Source organism: Actimicrobium sp. GrIS 1.19 (assembly GCF_035984655.1).
Lineage (GTDB): Bacteria > Pseudomonadota > Gammaproteobacteria > Burkholderiales > Burkholderiaceae_D > Actimicrobium.
The window spans coordinates 71,077-90,988 of record NZ_JAXCHT010000002.1 but is presented as its reverse complement, the minus strand read 5'-3'; the positions used below and the strand labels follow the sequence as shown (position 1 = coordinate 90,988).

Genomic DNA, 19,912 nt, shown 5'->3' with positions numbered 1-19,912 from the left:
GCGGATCAACCGCCCGCAGCAACGTCCCCCGAACCGAGTAACTTGCGAGGAGCCCCATCATGGATTTGATTGAATCGCCAGCGACGCCGGAAACCCCCTCATCGGCGAGTCGTGACAATACGGAGATTGCGCAGCTGGTCGCGGCCGTCTACGAAACCATTCCGCCGCAGGAAAAAAGCCGCATGCTCGGGCTGCTGCTGCGACCACTGGGAATCCTGTCGCTGGTGGCCGTGGCCGACGGCATTTTTGCCCGCCTGTGGATTCGCAGCGGACAACAGTTGAACGCATTTCACCTCGACGACATGCAGGGTATCCGGGCCAGCGACGTGGCCGATCTGGTGACCTTCGTGCAGCAGGTCAGTGTCGAGACGGTCGATGGCCTGAGCGCCATGCTGACCTCGCCGGCGCTGGTCGGCTCGGCCACGGTTGCCATCCTGTTGGGGGCGCTGATGCAACGCGCGCAACGGCGCCGAATCGGCATGCCGGGCCGCAGCCGTTGGTCCGACCGCGGCGCCTTGCCGTCCTGACCGGTTCCGGCCTGGCGCCGCTTATTCCTTGAAGGACTCGATCGCGCCGGGTCGGCGCAGCATCTTGTTGACTTCGTCCTGATGCAGTTCTTCCAGCACGATCATTTCGCGCGCATATTCTTCCAGCAGCACGGATGTTCCCTCGGCGATTTTCAGCAGCGCGTAATACGCATCCAGCGCTTCCTTTTCATGCGTCAGGCTTTCCACCAGAATCGCGCCGATGTCGTGGTTCTCGGTTTCGAGCAACGCACCGATTTTCAGCGACGGATGCCCGCCGAGCAAGGTGACCAGCTCGCCCGCCTTGTGCGCATGATCAAGGCTTTCCTGAGCATTCGCCTTGAGCCACGACACGATGGGAATGCGATTGAAGCCATACACCATCAGCGAGTAATGGGTGTATTTCACCACCCCTGCCAGTTCGAGTTCCATGATGGTGTTGAGGGCATCAATCGCGATTTGATTCTTGACGGTTGGCATCGTGACTCCTTTGGGCAGGCAAGTGGAAAGCTGCATCATGACCAAGCCGCGCCGGAATTGCAAACGGCAGGCCGCACCATCCGGCCAGCCGCCCCGGCATCAATCCCGAAACGAGGAATCGATCCGGTCCAGCCGGCGCAACAGGCCGGGCCAGGCGAGCATGCCGCCGAGTGACTTGGTGGCCTCTTTGGCTTGTGCCTGGGCGCCGGCAATGATGTGCGGCGGGATCGTGATCAATTCACTGCCGCCCGACTGGGCCCGGATCTGGATCATGCATGCCGCTTCGAAAAAGTACATGTTGACGAAGGCATCGGCAATGGTTTTCCCGACCGTCAGCAGGCCGTGGTTGCGCAACATCAGGTAAGTTTTTTCACCGAAATCGGCCACCAGGCGCGGCTTTTCCTCGGCGTTCAGCGCGACGCCTTCGTAGTCGTGATACGCGAGGCTCGACAGGACAAAAATGGATTGCTGCGACAGCGGCAGCAGCCCGTTTTTCTGCGCCGAGACGGCCACGCCGTTGATGCTGTGGACATGCAGCACGCATTGCGCATCATGCCGCACCGCGTGAATCGCCGAGTGAATCGTGAAACCGGCCGGATTGACCGGGAACGGCGAATCGTCGAGCTTGTTGCCCTGGGTATCGATTTTCACCAGCGACGATGCGGTGATTTCGTCGAACATCATGCCGTAGGGATTGATCAAGAATTGGTCGTCGGTGCCAGGCACGCGCGCCGTGATGTGCGTGAAGACCAGATCGCTCCAGCCAAAGTCGGCCACGAGGCGGTAACAGGCGGCGAGATCCACGCGGGTTTGCCATTCTTCGGCGGAAACGCGCTCTTTAACGGTAGCAAGGGCCGGGTGTTGAGGTGTGTTCATGAGGGACAACCTTCTCAGTCAGAATAAACAACGGAAATTGGCGGGCAGCCAGCGATGCCAGTTTTGCACCATCGTAATGCATCAATCCGACTTCCGCATTCCATTTCGGCCGGCAACGCGTGCCGATCCCCGTTGTTATGCTGCCGATCGCGCGCACAGGGAACGGCATGATCGCGCCTCATTCGAGCTTGGCGCAGGCCGCCTGGCGCGCTGCCTCGGTCTGTCCCGGGGTATCGGTCAGGTTGAGCAACTGGCGCAGGCATTTGCGTTTTTCCTGCACCCGGTTGAGGACTTTTTTTACCTGGCTGTCGCCGCACATCTTGTCGTCGTAGCTGACCACCACCATCCACGGCGGAATGTCGGAATGGTTCTTGTCCTGGTAAAAATGGTCGAAGATCTGGACCGCCGCGATATCGGACGAAACCAGTGCACCGCAGAATTTCCAGATGACGGGTCCGGCTTCTTTCCCGGCCGGCGCCAGTGGCTTGCACGGCAGCTCGACGGCCTTCGCCTCCGGCACGGCGTTCAAGCCCTGGCAGATGCCGTACAGATACGCCACCTTTTCGATCCGCGAACGCTGCGACCACAGTTCCGCATCCGAGCCGAAGCGGGATTCCTTTGCGCTGACGGCACCGCTGCAAACAACCAGAATGACCGACAGCATAAGACGGAGTTTTGCCGAGATCCTCATCATTTTTCCAATGCCGCGGCACAGGCGCCGACAAAACAGCCAACCGGGGCCGTTCTTCAAGCTTAGTTGAATTTCGTGTCTGCCTAACGGTTGCCGACTGCCGGGGATCAACGATTGGCGTGGCGCCGGATGAAAAGTTCGTTGCCGAAAGCGGCAACGTTATCCGGGAGAGATGTCCTGCGGCAGCGAAGTTGCGGGTTGGCGTTGCCTGCCCGCAGCGCTGCACGCCACGCCGATTACGAGAGGTGATGCACCCAGGACTCGGTATCTGCAAGCCGCCCGCGCTGGATCCCGGTCAGCAGGTCGCGGATGCGTGTGGTCACCGGGCCGACCGTGCCATCGCCAATGACCAGCTCGCCGCCGGTGTGCCGGATGCGGCCGATCCCGGCAATGACTGCCGCGGTGCCGCAGGCGAACACTTCGCGCAACTGGCCGCTGGCGACGTCAGCGCACCATTGCTCGAAACTGTACGGACGTTCCTCGACGGTCATGCCTTCGCGACGGGCCAGCAGGATTACCGATTCGCGCGTGATGCCGGGCAGGATGGTGCCACTCAGTGGGGGTGTGACGAGCGTGCCGTCGGCCATGCAGAAAAAGATGTTCATGCCGCCAAGTTCTTCGACCCAGCGTTTTTCGACCGCATCGAGAAACACCACCTGGTCGCAACCGTTGGCCGTGGCCTGCGCCTGGGCCAGCAGGCTCGCCGCATAATTGCCGCCGCATTTGGCAGCACCGGTGCCGCCCGGCGCGGCGCGGGTGTATTCATCCGAGACCCAGACCGTAACGGCCGAATCACCATTCTTGAAGTACGGGCCAACCGGTGAAGCGATCACGCAAAATACGTATTCCAGCGACGGCCGCACGCCCAGAAAGGCTTCCGAAGCGAACATGAACGGCCGCAGGTACAGGCTGCCCTCGCCTTCCGGAACCCAGTGACTGTCGATCTTGACGAGCGCTTCGACCGATGCCACGAACAGGTCCTCCGGGACCGGCGCCATGGCCATGCGCTTGGCCGATTGCTGGAAGCGGCGCGCATTGGCGGTCGGGCGGAACATCAGCAATTCGCCGCTGGCGGAGCGATATGCCTTCATGCCTTCGAAAATCTGTTGCGCGTAATGCAGCGCAGCACAGGCCGGATCGAGCAGGAAAGGCTTGCGTGATTCGACCTTCGCATCGTGCCAGCCTTGCGCCTCATTCCAGCGCACCGTGACCATGTGGTCGGTAAAGACACGACCGAAGCCCGGATTGGCCAGCAGGTTGACAACCTCTGCGCTGGTCGCAGGGCTCGGATGGACTTCCTGGGTGAACTGCCACGCTGTAGTCGTCATTATTTTTTCAGGAGAAGTGGGAAGCCAGAATTATGCGCTTTGCAGCGCTTGCTGCCAGCGGTGACGCGTTAATTTTCCGAAATTTTTTTGTGCGGAGACTGTTTGCTAACCCTCGATGTAGGCGGTCAACCCGGCGACCAGCGCCGCGAAAGTGACGGCGCAGCGGGCGCTTTGGCGCAGGTCTTCATGCATCGCAACCCATGTGTCCATCATGATCGAGAACGCCTCGGGAAGCAGCCGCACCAGCGCCTTGTCCTTCGCCGCCAGCGCAGCCTGGCAAACGCCGATGCCGAAACCGGCGCGGATGAACGCCACTTGTGCCATGTCACTGTCGGCACGCAACGCCAGCGCGGCGCGCGTGAACCACGGATATTGCGCCTGCAGTTGGCGCACGTACGCGTTCTCGTAATCAAAGCCGATAAGCGCATGCGGTGCCAGTCCGTCGACCGATGTCGGCGTGCCGTGCGCTGCCAGATAACGCTGGTGCGCGTGCAATCCGACTTCGATGCCACCGACGCGCTTGGCCACCAGCGCTTCCTGCAGCGGCCGGAACATCCGCACGGCAATGTCTGCTTCGCGATGCAGCAGATCGTCCGCCTTGTTGGATACCACCAGCTCGATGGTCAGCGCCGGGTGCGCGTCGCGCAGGGCGGCAAGGATCGGCGGCAGCACTTCGATGCTGATGATCTCGCTGGCGGTCAGCCGTACCGAGCCGCGCACGCCGCTGCCGTGACTGCTGGCTACCCGGCGCAATGCCGCCGTGGTGGCAGCGACGCTGGCGGCATAGGGCTGCAGTTCCAGGGCGGCATCGGTGGGTGCAAAGCCGTCGAAGGAACGGATAAACAGCTTCATCCCCAGCGCCGTCTCCAGATTGTCGATGTGGCGGCCGACCGTCGGCTGCGTCAGGCCCATTGTCCGACCCGCCGCCGACAGCGAGCCTGTCTGCAGTACTTTCAGGAAGGTCCGGTACCACTCCCAACTCGGTTCACGTTCAGCCATGGTATGCATTTATTTATAGCGACGAGACGATTTTACGCAATTTTCATTTATCTGCTCATTCCGCATACTGGCTTCTTTGCAAGCAAACGCCCACCGGCATCCCAAGGAGAATCGTCATGTCAAGAATCGCGTTGTTCGGCGCCGCCGGCGCCATCGGCCGCAGCGTTGCCGCCGCCATCAGTGCCAGCGGCCATTCCTATCGCGTGGTCGGGCGCAGCGAAGCAAGTCTGCGCCAGGCGTTTGGCACCGATCCGTTGGCGGAAATCGTCACATGGAATCCCGATTCGCCGGCCTCGGTCGAAGCCGCTGCAGCCGGTATCGAGACGCTGATCTATCTGGTCGGCGTCAACTACACGCAGTTCGGACTGCATCCCGAGATCATGCGTAAAACGCTGGCCGGCGCCATCGCCGCGGGGGTCAAGAACATCCTGCTGATCGGCACCGTCTACCCATACGGCCGGGCCCAATCGCGACCGGTGCGCGAAGACCATCCGCGTGCGCCGCATACGTTCAAGGGGCGCATGCGCAAGGAGCAGGAGGACCTGCTGATGCAGGCGCACGCCGACGGCCGCATCCGCGCGACGGTGCTGCGCCTGCCCGATTTCTATGGCCCCGGGGTGGAAGCCAGCCTGCTGCACGGCGCGGCGAACGCTGCCGTGCAAGGCGGCGCTGCCGACATGATCGGTCCGCTCGATGTGCCGCATCAGTTCGTCTTCGTGCCGGATGTCGGCCCGATCGTCGCCCGGCTGATCGACACTCCCGCGGCATTCGGGAAAATCTGGCACTTCGCCGGCAGCGGTGTGACGACGCAGCGCGAACTGGTATCCGAGATGGAGCGCCAGACCGGCCGCAAGCTCAAGCTGCGCGTGGTCGGCAAGACCCTGTTGCGGGTGATCGGCTGGTTCAATCCGTTCATGCGTGAAATGGTCGAGATGCACTATCTGATCAGCGATCCGCTGATCATGGACGACGCGGCGCTGCAACAACTGATCGGCCCGCTTCACAGCACGCCGTATGCGCAGGGCATACGCCAGACACTGGCCGCCGTGGCCAGCGGCCAGGCCATCGAAAGGCCCAGCCTGGCGAGCCAGCCCTGACACGCGTGGGCGCGCGGATGTCGGCAGTCCATGGCGCAGCGTGTAACATCGCTCCATGATTACTGTCCACCACCTCAATAATTCACGCTCGCAGCGTGTGCTCTGGCTGCTCGAAGAACTCGGCCTGCCCTACGAGATCAAGCACTACCAGCGCGATGCCGCGACCTCGCTGGCGCCGCCTGCGCTGGCCAAAGTGCACCCGCTGGGCAAGTCGCCGGTCATCACCGACGGCACGCTCACGGTCGCTGAGAGCGGCGCCATCATCGAGTATCTGGTGGACCGCTACGGCGAAGGCCGACTCCGGCCCGTCAACCTCGCTGCCGACAGTCCGGAGTTGCTGAACTATCGCTACTTCCTGCACTTTGCCGAGGGATCTGCCATGCCGCCACTGGTGATGAAACTGATCTTCGGCAAGGTGGCCAAGGCACCCATGCCGTTTTTCATCAAGCCGATTGCCAGGGCCATCTCCGACAAGGTCATCGGCGGCTATCTGCAGCCGCAGATCGATGCGCAACTGAAGTTCCTGGAAGGCGAACTGCGCCAGCGGCCCTGGTTTGCCGGGCAAACGTTCACGGCCGCCGATGTGCAGATGAGCTTCCCGCTGGAAGCCGCAGCGGCACGCGGCGGCGACATGGCCAACTACCCAAGGTTGCAGGACTTCCTCGCGCGCATCCACGCCAGGCCGGCATACCAGCGCGCCCTCGCACTCGGTGGTCCGTTCACGCTGCTGAGCTGAACGACCCACGCCGCCCGGATTTTCAGGAAAACGACGGGACGGTTGCGTCGCAAGCCGCCTGACCGATGGTCAGGCCGCCGTTTAATGCCAGCGGCTGCGCCCTCGCCCAGCGGTTCGACGAAAGGGAAAATGTCAGCGCGCGCACCTGGTGATACCAGCCGGCCGGGACGTACAGCAGCTCGCCAGGTTCGACAATGCATTCGATCATGGTGGCCTGGCGCGCCAGCGGGAATGCCTGGAAATCCGGCGCCTCCGGATTGAACGGCGAGCCGAACAGCACCGCATTGGCCTCGCGCGGGTACAGGAATTCGTCGTGATGCGGCGGCGACAGGAAGATGCGTTTGGTGCCCCAGATCTGCGCAAACAAGTTGTCGTCATAGTCGCAATGCAACGGCGTCACCGTCCCTGCCGGACCCAGCCAGAAGCGCGGCGGTCCCATTTTGTCGAAGTACGCGGGCCAGAAGCACAGCCGGTTCAAGGCGCGCAATTCCAGATTGCCCAGATACGGCGGCAGCGCCGGCGTGCCGGCGACGACCAGATCCAGATACGCCAGCATTGTCATGTCCAGCATGGCCCGATCGGGTGCGAACGCAGTGTTGATATAGTCGCCCACCCGCGCACGCACCGGCAAGTGGCCGTGCTGATTGCGCAGTGTTTCCATGTCGAGCGCAGAAATCGGCCAGCGCTTGACGACCCCGGTGACGATGAATGGCAACCCGTCGCCGGCACGTTTGCGAAATCCCGCGACATCGAGCTTCGCCACGCGCGGCACGGCCGTTATTGCCGGCAGGTCGCGCGCTACGCGCCGTATCGCTGCGCGCATCTCGGCGATGGAAGCGACACCGCGCACCAGCGCATCCTTGTGCTCGCGCGCCTGCCTTGTTGCGACGGCGCCGTCGGCGCTGCCGGAGCGTGAGGCCGACAACGGGGGAAGACGGGAAGCAGCGCCTGCCTGCGGCGGCGTCGCAACAGGCGCTACCGGACTTTTCTTGCTTGACATGGAGGCTCACTGTTGGCTCCGGATGCCCTCACGCGTTGTGCTGCTGTGCGCGGGTGGTCGGCAATCCGGTTATGGAAGGCCAAGCATAACCGTTCCATTGCGCCCCAGGCCAGATCAGTGGCAGTACCGTGGATGTCGGCACGCAGACCCAATCAGGCAGAGGAGCGTTCAAGAATCAGCGCAACGGGCTGGTTCCGATGGTTCAGCCGGTGGGCAGCAGTACTTTTCGCTCAAGTGTGGCGGCAAATTTTTCCAGCTGTTCGCGATACTGCCCATCGCTGATTTGCCGATCTGTCAGCACCATTCTTGCGGCGAGGCTCTTGCCGCACAGCGCGCCGATTTCGTTGAGCGCGGCCTCGCCGCCCGATCCGCCCATTGTGCAAAAGGCCGCCACCGATTTGAACTCGCCGCCGTGCCCGGCAATGAAACTGCGGATCGGCGACGCCATGTGGCTTGCCCACACCGGGGTACCCACGACGACCACCGCATAATTGGCCGGATCGTGAATGAGGGTGACAATATCCGGACATTTTTTGGTCAGGGCCTCGTAGCCGCAGCGCCAGTAACCAAGCGTACCGGTGCGGTCAAGGCCGTCAGAAATGGCTTCAAGATCGCAATCACCATAGCGTGCAATTGCCTCGGCAATTTTCCGCGTGATGCCGGTGCGTGAGTAAAAAACCACCAGAATCTTTTTCATCGCAGCACTCCGGGTCAATGTTCCAGTTTGCCTGCCCGGCAGATCGCGGTGCGCCAGGTTGTGCAGCGGCGCCGCGATGCACCGTCCCGATTCCCCGGAAAGCAGCGTCAACCGCAACGCCGCACCGGCGCAGTCACGGACTCAGGCGTGCGACGCGTCCGGCAGCGCCAGCGGACCGCGCAGCTTGACAATCTGCCGCACGTCGTCGCCATCAATCACCTGTAGGCTGGTCAGGCCGGCCACGCCATAATCGACGTACACCTCGCGCGGATGCAGGATCATGTGATCGAGATCCGGCATCAGGATCTCGATCAGATCATTCTTGTGATCGAAAACGATGCCCAGCAATGGCGCCCAGCCGGCCTCGATCTGATCGCCCAGGGCGAGCGAGGCAATCTCGATTTCCGCCTCCTCTCCCGCCAGCGTTTTTGATATGCGGTCGAAATACGCACTCCACTCGTTCTTCTCAAGTTTCAGTACTGCCATGATTACCCTCCGTTGCACACATTCACGCGCGGCCAGCCGGCATGCTGATGACGGGCCGGTCGTGATGCGCCCAGTTGCGCATGCGGACCGCCTGCACCAGACAAATCATCCCGATCAGGATGGCGTACAGGCTGACCATCCAGACCAGCGTCAGCGCGCCGGCGTCGATGGGAAAAAGGACGACCAGGATTCCGAACAGCGCCGACAGGATGCCGCTGGCAAACAGCAGCCATTCGCCACCGATGCGCTTGCGCAACTGCACCGCAAGGATCACATCGAGCATGCCAGTGACCAGCGCATTGACGCCAATGAGCAGGAGCAGCGCAACGATCGTCGCTTCGGGATAGGCCAGCGCGATCAGGCCGGCGCCGATGCTGACCAGGCCCATCAGCAGAATCAGCCACCAGCGCTCGTCCTTGCCCCGGCCATTCAAGGCCGTCGCAACGGCGATCACACCGGCCACCAGCGCGTACACCGCAAACACCGCAACCAGCCACAGCAGCGTGACGGCGGGCCAGGCAAGTGCCGCGAAGCCGAACGCGAGCGCGATGACACCGCGCAACGCAAGCATCCACCAGGATTGCAGCAGCACGTTGTTATTCATGTTGGTCACTCCGGCAGATGATGCTGGCGGTGCTCCGCGAGATTGAATCGTCGACGTACCTTTTACGATAGTCCGATGTGCCGAAAAATTATTGTGTGCGGTCAAAAAATCAGGCAATCGTGCCATTTCCGGGCAGCGAAAATGGCACTCGCGGGGAGCACGAAAGTTTGACCTCGGACGGGCATTGCATGCGTACAATTCCTTTCCTCCCTATCTGGCATGAACATGGAAATTTCAAAGCCGCAGCTGGTCTGGAGCACCGTTCCGGCCACGCAATTGCTGTCGCTGCACGCCATCGTGGTGGTGGTGGGGCTGCTGGTGTACGTGCTGACGACGCATTCGCTGCGCCAGCGTCGCAGTCCGCCGGCCGCCATTTCCTGGGTGCTGACGATTGCGCTGCTGCCCTATATCGGCTTGCCGCTGTATTTGCTGTTTGGCTCGCGCAAACGGCGGCAGATCGGCCATCAGTTCGATGCCGTCACGCATGCGGCGAAGCACGATGCGCCGGACGACTGGAACGCGGCTTTGCTGGCAGCGATGGCCCAGCCGGCAGCGCAGCCCTACCACGATCTGCGCATTCACCGTGATGGCAATGAAGCGCTGGCGGTGCTGTGGGAACTGATCGCCGGCGCGCGGCACGAGATCGATCTGTGCACCTTTATCGTCGGCGCCGATGCGATGGGCGCCACGCTCATCGAACGGCTAGCCGAACGCGCCCGCAACGGCGTGCGGGTGCGTTTGTTGCTCGATGACGCGGGTCACAAGATGGCCGGCGGAATTCATCTGCGCGCGTTGCGGCAAGCCGGCGGCGAGGTGGCTTCCTTCAGTCCGATCCTGCGGCTGTTTTCGCGGGGCGGGGCCAATTTGCGCAATCATCGCAAGATGCTGATCGTCGATGGCGCACGGCTGTGGAGCGGCGGCCGTAACTTCGCGACCGAATATTTTGCCGGCGACGGCGAAACAGCACCGTGGCAGGATTTGACCTTCGACCTGCGGGGCCCGGTGGTGGCGCAGGCGCACGCCCTGTTTGCACATGACTGGGCCTTTGCCACCGGCGCCGCTCCGCCGCAACCGGTCAGCACGCCCGTGACTCCAGCCGCCCCGGGGCAGTTGCTCGCGCAAGTGATTGCCTCCGGCCCCGATCAGGTCGACGATACCGTGCATGATTTACTGGTGACGGCCTGTTTCAAGGCGCGCCACCGGATCATGGCGGTGACGCCGTATTTCGTGCCGAGCGACATGCTGTTGAAGGCGCTGACACTGGCCGCGCGACGCGGCGTGCGGGTCGATCTGGTGTTGCCGGCCAGGTCGAATCATCACCTCGCCGATATCGCCCGCAACCGCGCCTTGCGTGACCTGGCGGACGCGGGCGCGGCGATCTGGCTGACCCCCTACATGCTGCACGCCAAGGCGGTGGTGATTGACGACAACCTGGCGCTGGCCGGCTCGCTCAATCTGGACGCCCGCAGCCTGTTCCTGAATTACGAAATGATGATCGCCTTCCACGCGCCGGCAGATGTCGACCGCTTCGCCGGTTTTATCGCACGGCACCGCCACAACGCGGCGCGGCACCAGCCCGCGGTACCCGGCCTGGTGCGCGATCTGGCGCGCGGCTTGCTGCTGTGGCTGGCGTTCCAGTTGTAGCCAGCGGGTGCGGCGTCACTCGACGCCGCTGGCTTCTTCCTTGGGCAGCTGGATTACGCCGGTATTGAAGTTGTACTCGAACAAATCGCCATAGCGGCCCCATTCGATGGCCACGCGCAGGGCCCGTTCGGCCTCTTCCTTGTCGAGCGTGAAGCGCAGCAGCTTGAGGAACAGGTCTTCCGGCAAATCGCCCGAGCGATCCTGCTCCAGGCCATGGCGAATGTAGGCAATCAGCGGCACGTGCTGAAGCAGCTGCCGGCCGAATATGGCCTGCCGCTCCGGATTGCTGGCGCCGACATAATGTTCGCCCAGCGGCGTAAGGGCGATATCGCCATGCGCCAGCTGCGCAAACCCTAGCAGCGCCAGCGCGATCGAGACATCCAGCAATTCGGTATCGGTGAGTTCGGTTTCTTCGGCCAGCTTCGGCAAGTCGGCGCGGCCATAGTACGGCGCCTCCACCAACAGTTCGAGGATGCCTTCGATGCGGGCGATGTCCGCTTCGGGCAAGCGGTCGCCCAGCTGCAGCTTGGCTTCTTTTTCGGTGGTCCGTCCGGCGCGGCCGGTACCGGCGGTCATCAGGCCATACACTTCATCGATCAGCAGGCGCACTTCATTGCTTTCGACCGCACGCGGGCGCGCCAGCGAAATCGGCAGCTCGGCGCGCACCCGGCCCGGGTCGCTGGCAAAAATCAGCACGCGGTCGGCCATCATCACGGCTTCTTCGATATTGTGCGACACCACCAGGATCGCCTTGGTCGGAATCTGGCCGGACTCCCACAGGTCAAGGATGTCTTCGCGCAAGCGTTCGCCGGTCAGCACATCGAGGGCCGAAAATGCTTCATCCATCAGCAGCACTTCGGGTTGCATGACCAGCGCGCGGGCGATGCCGACACGCTGGCGCATACCGCCGGACAATTCGCGCGGCAACGCGCCCTCGAAGCCGGACAGCCCGATCAATTCGATGACGGCTTCGGCGCGCCGCACCCGCTCGTCTTCAGCCACGCCCTGCGCCTCCAGGCCGAGTTCGACGTTCTTTTGCACGGTCAGCCACGGAAACAGCGCGAACGATTGAAACACCATGCTGATGCCGCGCGCGGCGCCATACAACGGCATGCCGCGATACAGGGCCTGCCCCGCATCGGCAGAAATCAGTCCGGCCATGATGCGCAGCATGGTCGACTTGCCGGAGCCAGATTGGCCCAGCAGTGCGACGATCTCGCCTTCATGCAGCGTGAAATCGACGCCCTCCAGCACGGTCCGCGCGGAGCCATCGGCGGAGCGAAATGATTTACCGATCGCGTTGAGTTCGATGATGGGTGTGCTCATGGCGGGTCTCGTTTTCAGTCAGGTTGAGGGTGTCGCTGCGGCGTTGCGCGGGCGCTAGAAATGCAGCCGATTTTCGGCCATGCGGTACAGCCGTCGCCACACAAAATGGTTCAGCGCCATCACGAAGACGCACATGACGGCGATGCCCAGCGCGATGCGCGGAAAATCGCCCTTGGCGGTCATTTCGGCAATATAGCTGCCGATGCCCTGCGCCTGCAGGGTGGTGTCGCCCCAGGTCACGTACTCGGCCACGATGCTGGCGTTCCACGAACCACCGGTGGCAGTGATGGCGCCGGTGACGAAGCTCGGAAAGATCGCCGGCAACAGATAGCGCCGCCATTTGAGCCAGCCGGTCAGGCCGAGATTCTGGGCCGCGTAACGCAGTTCGGTCGGAATCGTCGAGGCTCCGGCAATGACATTGAACAGCAGATACCACTGGGTGCCCAGGATCATCAACGGCGACAGCCAGATATCCGGATTGAGCTTGAAATGCACGATGCCGACCACCGCCACCGGAAACATCAGATTGGCCGGAAACGCGGCCAGAAACTGCACGATCGCCTGGACCCGTTCGGCAAGGCGCGGGTTCATGCCGATCTTCACGCCGATGGGAATCCACACCAGCGCCGCAAAAAACAGCAGGATCAGCACGCGCGAGAGCGTATAGAAACCCAGCACCACGACGCGGCCGACTTCGTTCCAGCCAACCCCGGCGTGCACGAAGCTGACCAGCGTCCACAGGGCATAGAAACCAACCGCGGCAATCACCGCATCCCAGATGCGCTGCGGGGTGGTCGAGCTGGGCTCGGAGCGCGCCCGAATCGAGGTGCCGTCGTAGCGCAGGCGGAACATCGAGAACGAGCGTTCCAGCAAGCGCACAAACAGGCGCGCAATGCCCTGCGTGCGTTCGGTGCGGCGCAACCATGTCAGCAACCAGGAATCCTGCGCAGTCTCGCTGGCTGAATCCTCGAAACGGAATTTGTCGGCCCACGCCAGCAGCGGCCGGAAAAACAACTGGTCGTACAGCATGACACCGATGAGCATGGCGCCGATGGCCCAGCCGATCGCGTTCAGGTCGCGCTGCTCGATGGCCAGCGCGATGTAGGAGCCGATTCCCGGCAGCTTGATGTTCTGGTTCGAGACCGAGATGGCTTCGGCGGCCACCACGAAGAACCAGCCGCCCGACATCGACATCATCATGTTCCACAACAGGCCTGGCATGGCGAACGGCAGTTCGAGTCGCCAGAAGCGCTGCCAACCGGACAACTGGAACACGCTGGCGGCCTCGGCCAGCTCGGCCGGGACGGTGCGGAAACCCTGGTAGGCACTGAACGCCATGTTCCATGCCTGCGAGGTAAAGATCGCAAAGATCGCGGCGCACTCGACGCCGAGCAGGTTGCCGGGGAACAGGGCGATGAAGGCAGTCACGGTAATCGACAGAAACCCGAGGATCGGGATCGATTGCAGGATGTCGAGCAGCGGCACCAGTACTTTTTCGGCGGTGCGGTACTTGGTGGTCAGGGCCGCAAACACGCAGCTGAAAATCACCGACGCGCCCAGCGCGATAAACATGCGCAGCGTGGTGCGCAGCAAGTAGTACGGCAGATTCTCCGGTCCGAGCGACATCGGCAGGGCCTGGCCGAGCTGGTAAGGACGCGCCATCTGCGCACCGCCATACGCCAGCAGCACCAGCAAGGCCAGTACGATCGGCAGCAAGGCCCAGTCCCAGCGATTGCCACCGGCCTCGACCACTTGTCGTGGAAAGAATTGATTTTTCTTGCGCATGCCGGGGCTCTTTCCGATACGTTGCTGCGATTTGCCTGGCCGCTCACGCGTGCAGCGTGAATCCAGTTTGCCAAGCGCCGTATTCTACGCAACAGTCGCACCGCAATGACGAAACCTGCCACTTTGCCAAGTGCTTTGCGCCTGGCCGGCTAAAAACAAATGTTGCGCCGGCAACGTTTTCTGGTCAGCATTACTGACCAGATCGGCGGTCTCCGCAGTATCGGCATGTCCATCCCTCTCGACCTGGTCGCGCCAACAACGGCCGTGGCAGTTCCATCGATTTGCCGAATTTGAAAGCACGACACGATGAATCCATTTGGCAATTTGCTGGTGAACCTGTTTTGTCTCGCGCTCGGCCTGGGCAGCCTGAACATCGCTTTGCAAGGCATTTTTGCGGGAGCGATTGACGGCGCGGGCAGTGCAACCTTCCCGTTCGCGACGAAGCCACTGGGGTTTCTGCTGGTGGTGACTTTTTGGATGATCGTGGGCGTCGCTTTTATCTGGGTGGCGTGGCTGGGCGTTGCCCGCCGCGACCCGGACGACGACACGGATGACGATGACAACACAACGTCAAGCGGCCCGCAACCGGCGCGCGCCAGTCGGGCCGCACGCGCAGAACCCATTGCGCCAGCCAACCGGAGCCGGCCAGAAGTCACAGCGTCCGGCGCTGCAACGACGCGCCCGGCGCGGCTGCAGATCGACAGCGTTGCCGTGTCACAGGACCCGGCCCGAAGCCACCTTGGCCACGCCAATCCACCCGCACCACTGGAGCTCTACAAGTCGCGACCGTATGCGATATTTGTGCTGCTGATGGCTACGTTGTTCGTGCTTGGCCTGATCCCTCTGCATGGCGTTTTCAGGAGTATCTTCGGCCACAACGCGGCGCCGCTGCTTTACCTGCCGTGGCTACTGTTGTACGCAGTGATTGCGGTGCGCTGCCTGCGCGACTTCCTGTGGCAGGGCCCCGCCCTGGTGCTGGACCAGTACTGGATTACCGACAGTTTTCGTGGCGGAAAACGCATCCCATGGACGGATGTGCATGGCGTGCGTCTGACCGCCTCGGGCGCGACGACCAAACTTGTGCTTCAGTTCCGGCACGCCAGTACAGCGCAAGCCCACTTCGGCACCCTGGCTCTTCCATATGCAATCTGGCAGCGGCTTTTTTACAATGGCTTTGAAGGCAATATCCGGCTCACCTCACTCTCGTTCAAACGCACCCAGGTCATGCAGGTTGCGCAAGCATTTTTGCGTCATTCGCGGCGCTAACATCCGGACACGCCAGAGCGGCCTCCTTCCTGAGCGCCTACCCCGTTAAGTCGGTGCAAATTCATTGCGAAAAGGCCCTGTTGATCCGGCCAGCCTTGTCACCGATCAGAAGAAGCGCAGACAGCCGCATGCGGTGGTGACACGGCGCGCTACGCTGTGATTTGACGTGCGCAGGCGCCATGTCCAATCCCTTCGAAAAGGAAACAGCATGAAAAAATACATCGCTGAACTCATTGGCACTTTCTGGCTGGTCATGGGCGGGTGTGGCAGCGCCGTGCTGGCGGCTGCTTTCCCGCAACTCGGGATTGGCTTCGCCGGCGTGTCGCTGGCCTTCGGCCTGACCGTATTGACGATGGCGTTTGCGCTCGGCCGTATCTCGGGCTGCCACCTGAATCCGGCCGTGTCGGTCGGCCTGTGGGCCGCCAGGCGCTTCCCCGCCAGCGAGCTGGTGCCCTACATCGTGGCGCAGGTTCTGGGTGCGATCGTCGCCGGTGGCGTGCTGTTCGTCATCGCCAGCGGCAGCCCGAATTTCGATGTCGCGGCCGGCTTTGCATCGAATGGTTATGGCGAGCATTCGCCCGGGAATTACAACCTGCTGTCGGCGCTGGTGAGCGAGCTCGTGATGACGACCATGTTCGTCATCGTCGTACTGGGCGCAACCGATCCACGCGCGCCGCAGGGCTTTGCGCCGATTGCCATCGGCCTGGCGCTGACCCTGATCCATCTGATCAGCATTCCGGTCACCAACACCTCGGTCAATCCGGCGCGCAGCACCGGTGTGGCGCTTTATGTCGGCGGCTGGGCGGTGTCACAGTTGTGGCTGTTCTGGCTGGCGCCGCTGGTGGGCGGATTGCTGGCGGCCGCGATTTACCGCTTTGTCGGCAGTCCCGAAGGCGTCCAGGAAGAGCGTCGCCACATGAATCGCCGCATCCGGGTCACGCATTAAGACTGGCCATGCAGCAAAAGAAAAACGGCGGCAATGCATTGCCGCCGTCCTTTTTTTGCGCCCGGTCAGGGCATGGGACACCAATGACCGGTTACAGGTTTTCGCTCAGAAAAATCAATGAATGGCCATGCGCTTCGGCCGCCGCGCGCTGGTTGTAGCTGGTGCGATGCGAACAGTTGAAACCGTGCTCGGCGCCCGGATAGACATGGATTTCAACGTGTGGCTCGTCACCGAAGCGCTCGGCGATGCGCGTTACCGCCTCCATCGGGATATGGCTGTCGTTGCCGCCGAAATGCAATTGCAGCGGAACCTTGACTTGATCGGCGCGCTGCAACTGGTTCTGGATGCCACCACCGTAGTAGGCAATCGCCGCATCGACCAGGCCATCGGCCGCCGCGTTGTAGGCGAGCATGCCGCCGAAGCAATATCCGATCGTGGCAAGCTTGCCCGCGAAGCCCTGCTCGGCCTTCAGCGCAGCCCCTGTCAGCGCGATATCGGACTGTGCAGTGGCGACATCGGTGGCGTTCATCAACTGCACGGCGCGGGTCCAGCCGGCTTCGTCGTAGTCCAGTTCGATGCGCGCGCCGCTGCGCCAGAACAGATCCGGTGCCAGCACCATATAGCCGTCGGCCGCGTACTGCTCGGCCACGGCGCGGATATGGGCGTTGACGCCAAAGATTTCCTGCAACAGGACGATGCCCGGGCCTTTGCCGGTGTGCGGTAGCGCAAGGTAAGCACCAAACTTGCCGGCGCCGCTGTCAATATCAATCCATTTTGTGGTGACGCTCATGGGATTACCTTTCATGTCGGGTTCGGGATGATTGCCGCGCCGCGATTGGAACATACAATTGCCATTCCTTGCTGGCGCTGCAGCAGCGCGCCAGCCCCCGTTGTCAGCGCAAGCGACTCGCTTCTTGCGCCAACACCGTGATGCGCGCCCAGTCGCCAGCAGCCATCGCATCCTTCGGTGTCAGCCACGAGCCGCCGACGCAGACGACATTCTTGCAGGCCAGGAATGCCGGCGCGGTCTGCAGTGAAATGCCGCCGGTCGGACAAAACATCACGTCTGCGAGCGGTCCGGCGATCGCGTTGAGCATGCCGACGCCACCAGCGGGCACCGCTGGAAACAGTTTGAGTTGTCGAAAACCGGCTTCACGCGCAGCCATCACTTCTGATGGCGTCATCACGCCGGGCAACAGTGGCAGACCGCTGGAACGGGCCGCTGCGATCAGCGCCGGCGTCAAGCCGGGCGAGACGCCGAACACCGCACCGGCGTCGCGCGCGGCGGCAAATTCTTCCGGTTTGGTCAGGGTGCCGACGCCGAGGATCGCGTCCGGTACCTGTTCGGCCATGGCGCGTATCGCAGCCAGTCCGTGCGCGGTGCGCAGCGTCACTTCCAGCACCCGGATACCGCCGGCAACCAGCGCCCTGGCCAGCGGAACCGCGTGGTCAAGATCGTCGATTGCAATGACCGGAATGACCGGCGAGGCGCGCATGACATGGAGCAGATCGGGCATCAGGTTCATACAGTGACTTTCTCGACGGTTGGCAAAATGGGAGGCAGATCAAAGGTGGTGGCGCCCTCTTCAGCGGCACTGACGGTGGCACGGAACATGGCAAAGATATCGCGCCCCATGCCAACCTGGTTGCTGCGCAAATCGGCGGTTGCATGCTCGCGTGCGGCCCATTCGAGATCCGGCACCAGTGCCTGCAACACACCGTTCTCGGCATCCAGACGAATCATGTCGCCATCGCGCACGCGTCCCAGCGGACCGCCAGCCAGCACCTCCGGCGAGACATGGATGGCTGCCGGCACCTTGCCGGAGGCGCCTGACATGCGGCCATCGGTCACCAGCGCGACATGGAAACCGGCATCCTGCAGATTCGCCAGGGCCGGCGTCAATGCATGCAGCTCCGGCATCCCGTTGGCGCGCGGCCCCTGGAAGCGCACCACGGCGACGAAACTCCGATTGAGCTCGCCCGCCTTGTACGCCTTCATGAAGGCATCCTGCGAATCGAACACAATCGCCGGCGCTTCGACAAACCGGTATTCCGGCTTGACCGCCGAGACCTTGATCACTGCACGACCGAGATTGCCGTCCAGCAGACGCAAGCCGCCGTCGGCCGAAAACGGCTCCGCCGCGCTGCGCACCACCGTAGTGTCGGCACTGACAGCAGGCGCGTCCTGCCACACCACCGCGCCTTCGCGCAGGAACGGCTCGCGGCAATGGGCGCGCAGGCTGTTGCCCATGATCGTGGTGACGTCCTCATGCAGCAATCCGGCGTCGAGCAATTCGCGGATCACGAAGCCGGTGCCACCGGCGGCATGGAAGTGATTCACGTCGGCGTCGCCATTCGGATAAATGCGGGTCAGCAGCGGAATGACTGCCGACAGCGCATTGAAATCATTCCAGTCGATGACGATGCCAGCCGCCTTCGCAATGGCGACCAGATGCAGCGTGTGATTGGTCGACCCGCCGGTGGCGAGCAAGGCGATGATGGCGTTGACGATGGATTTCTCATCGACCAGCCGGCCAACCGGCGTGTACTGCGGCGTATGCGTGGCGATTTGCACGGCGCGCGTTGCGGCAGCGGCGGTCAGCGCATCGCGCAACGGGGTGTTCGGGGTGATGAAGGCGGCGCCCGGCAGGTGCAGGCCCATGACTTCCATCAGCATCTGATTGCTGTTGGCAGTGCCATAAAAGGTGCATGTGCCGGCGCCGTGATACGACTGCGACTCGGCTTCGAGCAATTCGGCGCGGCCGATCTCGCCCTTGGCATATTTCTGCCGGACGCGCGCTTTTTCGGAGTTGGACATGCCGCTGGTCATTGGTCCGGCGGGGATGAATACGGCCGGCAGATGGCCGAAATGCAGCGCACCGATCAGCAGCCCCGGCACGATCTTGTCGCACACACCGAGATAGACCACGGCGTCGAACATGTTGTGCGACAGCGCAATCGCAGTCGACATCGCGATCGCATCGCGCGAGAACAGCGACAGCTCCATGCCTGGCTGGCCCTGCGTGACGCCGTCGCACATGGCCGGCACGCCGCCGGCGAACTGCGCCACGCCGCCGGCAGCGCGCGCGGCCTCCTTGATCAACTGCGGGAAGCGCTCGAACGGCTGGTGCGCCGACAGCATGTCGTTATACGATGAAATGATGGCCACCGATGGCAAACGGGTCTGGCGCAGCGCCAGTTTGTCGTTGACCGGAAACGCCGCGAAGCCATGCGCCAGATTGGTACAGGACAGCGCCGTGCGCTGGACCCCGTCGTGCAAGGCCGAGTCAAGTCGCGCCAGATAGGCGCTGCGCCAAGGGCGGCTGCGTTCGATGATACGGTCAGTGACAGAAGAGAGAACGGGATGCAGTGACATGTCGAATTCCTTGCAGGTCGGCGAAAGCGTAATTTTACTACATCAGTACTG

The 19,912-nt window shown here is 62.6% G+C and carries 20 protein-coding genes; 6 read left to right on the top strand and 14 right to left on the bottom strand.

Features of this window, described 5'->3' with window-relative positions; all coding sequences use genetic code 11:
* The first annotated feature begins 59 nt into the window (after positions 1-59).
* The gene (locus RCH09_RS02180) at positions 60-527 is read left to right on the top strand and encodes a hypothetical protein (protein ID WP_326939393.1); all 468 of its coding nucleotides are present in this window, start codon (positions 60-62) and stop codon (positions 525-527) included.
* A gap of 21 nt (positions 528-548) precedes the next feature.
* Here the strand turns inward: RCH09_RS02180 and RCH09_RS02175 are convergent, their stop codons facing one another.
* The 5 genes from RCH09_RS02175 to RCH09_RS02155 all read right to left on the bottom strand — a co-directional run bounded on the left by RCH09_RS02175 (position 549) and on the right by RCH09_RS02155 (position 4,898).
* Positions 549-1,004: a ferritin-like domain-containing protein gene (locus RCH09_RS02175; RefSeq protein WP_326939392.1), complete on the bottom strand. Its 456-nt coding sequence runs from the start codon at positions 1,002-1,004 to the stop codon at positions 549-551.
* Between the two features lie 99 nt (positions 1,005-1,103).
* Positions 1,104-1,880: a class II aldolase/adducin family protein gene (locus tag RCH09_RS02170; RefSeq protein WP_326939391.1), complete on the bottom strand. Its 777-nt coding sequence runs from the start codon at positions 1,878-1,880 to the stop codon at positions 1,104-1,106.
* 178 nt (positions 1,881-2,058) lie between these two features.
* A complete protein-coding gene (locus tag RCH09_RS02165) occupies positions 2,059-2,571 on the bottom strand; it encodes a hypothetical protein (protein WP_326939390.1) in 513 nt (170 codons plus the stop codon).
* A gap of 236 nt (positions 2,572-2,807) precedes the next feature.
* Positions 2,808-3,899: a branched-chain amino acid aminotransferase gene (locus tag RCH09_RS02160; protein ID WP_326939389.1), complete on the bottom strand. Its 1,092-nt coding sequence runs from the start codon at positions 3,897-3,899 to the stop codon at positions 2,808-2,810.
* A 105-nt stretch (positions 3,900-4,004) separates the two neighbouring features.
* Positions 4,005-4,898, bottom strand: a complete 894-nt coding sequence (locus RCH09_RS02155; protein ID WP_326939388.1) for a LysR family transcriptional regulator — start codon at positions 4,896-4,898, stop codon at positions 4,005-4,007.
* A 116-nt stretch (positions 4,899-5,014) separates the two neighbouring features.
* On the opposite strand from RCH09_RS02155, the gene RCH09_RS02150 reads away from it, so the two are divergent.
* Both RCH09_RS02150 and RCH09_RS02145 read left to right on the top strand, forming a co-directional pair.
* Entirely contained in the window at positions 5,015-5,995 is a 981-nt protein-coding gene (locus tag RCH09_RS02150; RefSeq protein ID WP_326939387.1) for an NmrA family NAD(P)-binding protein, read from the top strand.
* A 55-nt stretch (positions 5,996-6,050) separates the two neighbouring features.
* Positions 6,051-6,731 (top strand): glutathione S-transferase family protein, encoded by a 681-nt coding sequence (locus RCH09_RS02145; RefSeq protein ID WP_326939386.1) that lies wholly within the window; start codon positions 6,051-6,053, stop codon positions 6,729-6,731.
* 22 nt (positions 6,732-6,753) lie between these two features.
* Here RCH09_RS02145 and RCH09_RS02140 read toward each other — a convergent pair whose 3' ends face one another.
* The 4 genes from RCH09_RS02140 to RCH09_RS02125 form a co-directional block, all read right to left on the bottom strand.
* On the bottom strand, positions 6,754-7,731 hold the full coding sequence (locus RCH09_RS02140) for a cupin-like domain-containing protein (RefSeq protein ID WP_326939385.1): 978 nt from the start codon (positions 7,729-7,731) through the stop codon (positions 6,754-6,756).
* Between the two features lie 202 nt (positions 7,732-7,933).
* Positions 7,934-8,428, bottom strand: coding sequence for a flavodoxin family protein (locus RCH09_RS02135; protein ID WP_326939384.1), 495 nt, complete (start codon positions 8,426-8,428; stop codon positions 7,934-7,936).
* Between the two features lie 141 nt (positions 8,429-8,569).
* Complete coding sequence (locus RCH09_RS02130) at positions 8,570-8,914, bottom strand: DUF5335 domain-containing protein (RefSeq protein ID WP_326939383.1); 345 nt, start codon at positions 8,912-8,914, stop codon at positions 8,570-8,572.
* Between the two features lie 22 nt (positions 8,915-8,936).
* Entirely contained in the window at positions 8,937-9,518 is a 582-nt protein-coding gene (locus RCH09_RS02125) for an HdeD family acid-resistance protein (RefSeq protein WP_326939382.1), read from the bottom strand.
* Between the two features lie 225 nt (positions 9,519-9,743).
* Here RCH09_RS02125 and RCH09_RS02120 point away from each other — a divergent pair, with 225 nt between their 5' ends.
* Positions 9,744-11,162 carry a phospholipase D-like domain-containing protein gene (locus RCH09_RS02120; RefSeq protein WP_326939381.1) on the top strand — a complete coding sequence of 473 codons (1,419 nt, stop codon included), beginning with the start codon at positions 9,744-9,746 and terminating at the stop codon, positions 11,160-11,162.
* Positions 11,163-11,177: 15 nt separating this feature from the next.
* Here RCH09_RS02120 and RCH09_RS02115 read toward each other — a convergent pair whose 3' ends face one another.
* Positions 11,178-12,488 (bottom strand): ABC transporter ATP-binding protein, encoded by a 1,311-nt coding sequence (locus tag RCH09_RS02115; RefSeq protein ID WP_326939380.1) that lies wholly within the window; start codon positions 12,486-12,488, stop codon positions 11,178-11,180.
* A gap of 54 nt (positions 12,489-12,542) precedes the next feature.
* Positions 12,543-14,273 carry an ABC transporter permease gene (locus RCH09_RS02110; protein ID WP_326939379.1) on the bottom strand — a complete coding sequence of 577 codons (1,731 nt, stop codon included), beginning with the start codon at positions 14,271-14,273 and terminating at the stop codon, positions 12,543-12,545.
* Positions 14,274-14,579: 306 nt separating this feature from the next.
* Between RCH09_RS02110 and RCH09_RS02105 the strand changes: the two genes are divergently transcribed.
* A complete protein-coding gene (locus RCH09_RS02105; protein ID WP_326939378.1) occupies positions 14,580-15,539 on the top strand; it encodes a hypothetical protein in 960 nt (319 codons plus the stop codon).
* Between the two features lie 166 nt (positions 15,540-15,705).
* The gene (gene aqpZ / locus RCH09_RS02100) at positions 15,706-16,485 is read left to right on the top strand and encodes an aquaporin Z (protein ID WP_326939377.1); all 780 of its coding nucleotides are present in this window, start codon (positions 15,706-15,708) and stop codon (positions 16,483-16,485) included.
* A 91-nt stretch (positions 16,486-16,576) separates the two neighbouring features.
* Here the strand turns inward: aqpZ and RCH09_RS02095 are convergent, their stop codons facing one another.
* The 3 genes from RCH09_RS02095 to edd form a co-directional block, all read right to left on the bottom strand.
* On the bottom strand, positions 16,577-17,275 hold the full coding sequence (locus RCH09_RS02095) for a dienelactone hydrolase family protein (protein WP_326939376.1): 699 nt from the start codon (positions 17,273-17,275) through the stop codon (positions 16,577-16,579).
* 103 nt (positions 17,276-17,378) lie between these two features.
* Complete coding sequence (locus RCH09_RS02090) at positions 17,379-18,002, bottom strand: bifunctional 4-hydroxy-2-oxoglutarate aldolase/2-dehydro-3-deoxy-phosphogluconate aldolase (protein ID WP_326939375.1); 624 nt, start codon at positions 18,000-18,002, stop codon at positions 17,379-17,381.
* A gap of 5 nt (positions 18,003-18,007) precedes the next feature.
* A complete protein-coding gene (edd, locus tag RCH09_RS02085; protein WP_326939374.1) occupies positions 18,008-19,861 on the bottom strand; it encodes a phosphogluconate dehydratase in 1,854 nt (617 codons plus the stop codon).
* Positions 19,862-19,912: the final 51 nt, after the last annotated feature.

Excerpts from the sequence above, each read along its gene's own strand:
- RCH09_RS02180 (WP_326939393.1), top strand. The coding sequence starts at position 60 with ATGGATTTGATTGAATCGCCAGCGACGCCGGAAACCCCCTCATCGGCG.
- RCH09_RS02120 (WP_326939381.1), top strand. The coding sequence starts at position 9,744 with ATGGAAATTTCAAAGCCGCAGCTGGTCTGGAGCACCGTTCCGGCCACG.
- RCH09_RS02095 (WP_326939376.1), bottom strand. The coding sequence starts at position 17,275 with ATGAGCGTCACCACAAAATGGATTGATATTGACAGCGGCGCCGGCAAG.
- RCH09_RS02155 (WP_326939388.1), bottom strand. The coding sequence starts at position 4,898 with ATGGCTGAACGTGAACCGAGTTGGGAGTGGTACCGGACCTTCCTGAAA.
- RCH09_RS02110 (WP_326939379.1), bottom strand. The coding sequence starts at position 14,273 with ATGCGCAAGAAAAATCAATTCTTTCCACGACAAGTGGTCGAGGCCGGT.
- RCH09_RS02145 (WP_326939386.1), top strand. The coding sequence starts at position 6,051 with ATGATTACTGTCCACCACCTCAATAATTCACGCTCGCAGCGTGTGCTC.
- edd (WP_326939374.1), bottom strand. The coding sequence starts at position 19,861 with ATGTCACTGCATCCCGTTCTCTCTTCTGTCACTGACCGTATCATCGAA.
- RCH09_RS02165 (WP_326939390.1), bottom strand. The coding sequence starts at position 2,571 with ATGAGGATCTCGGCAAAACTCCGTCTTATGCTGTCGGTCATTCTGGTT.
- RCH09_RS02135 (WP_326939384.1), bottom strand. The coding sequence starts at position 8,428 with ATGAAAAAGATTCTGGTGGTTTTTTACTCACGCACCGGCATCACGCGG.
- RCH09_RS02105 (WP_326939378.1), top strand. The coding sequence starts at position 14,580 with ATGAATCCATTTGGCAATTTGCTGGTGAACCTGTTTTGTCTCGCGCTC.
- RCH09_RS02115 (WP_326939380.1), bottom strand. The coding sequence starts at position 12,488 with ATGAGCACACCCATCATCGAACTCAACGCGATCGGTAAATCATTTCGC.
- RCH09_RS02150 (WP_326939387.1), top strand. The coding sequence starts at position 5,015 with ATGTCAAGAATCGCGTTGTTCGGCGCCGCCGGCGCCATCGGCCGCAGC.
- RCH09_RS02130 (WP_326939383.1), bottom strand. The coding sequence starts at position 8,914 with ATGGCAGTACTGAAACTTGAGAAGAACGAGTGGAGTGCGTATTTCGAC.
- RCH09_RS02170 (WP_326939391.1), bottom strand. The coding sequence starts at position 1,880 with ATGAACACACCTCAACACCCGGCCCTTGCTACCGTTAAAGAGCGCGTT.
- RCH09_RS02160 (WP_326939389.1), bottom strand. The coding sequence starts at position 3,899 with ATGACGACTACAGCGTGGCAGTTCACCCAGGAAGTCCATCCGAGCCCT.
- RCH09_RS02090 (WP_326939375.1), bottom strand. The coding sequence starts at position 18,002 with ATGCCCGATCTGCTCCATGTCATGCGCGCCTCGCCGGTCATTCCGGTC.
- RCH09_RS02175 (WP_326939392.1), bottom strand. The coding sequence starts at position 1,004 with ATGCCAACCGTCAAGAATCAAATCGCGATTGATGCCCTCAACACCATC.
- RCH09_RS02125 (WP_326939382.1), bottom strand. The coding sequence starts at position 9,518 with ATGAATAACAACGTGCTGCTGCAATCCTGGTGGATGCTTGCGTTGCGC.
- RCH09_RS02140 (WP_326939385.1), bottom strand. The coding sequence starts at position 7,731 with ATGTCAAGCAAGAAAAGTCCGGTAGCGCCTGTTGCGACGCCGCCGCAG.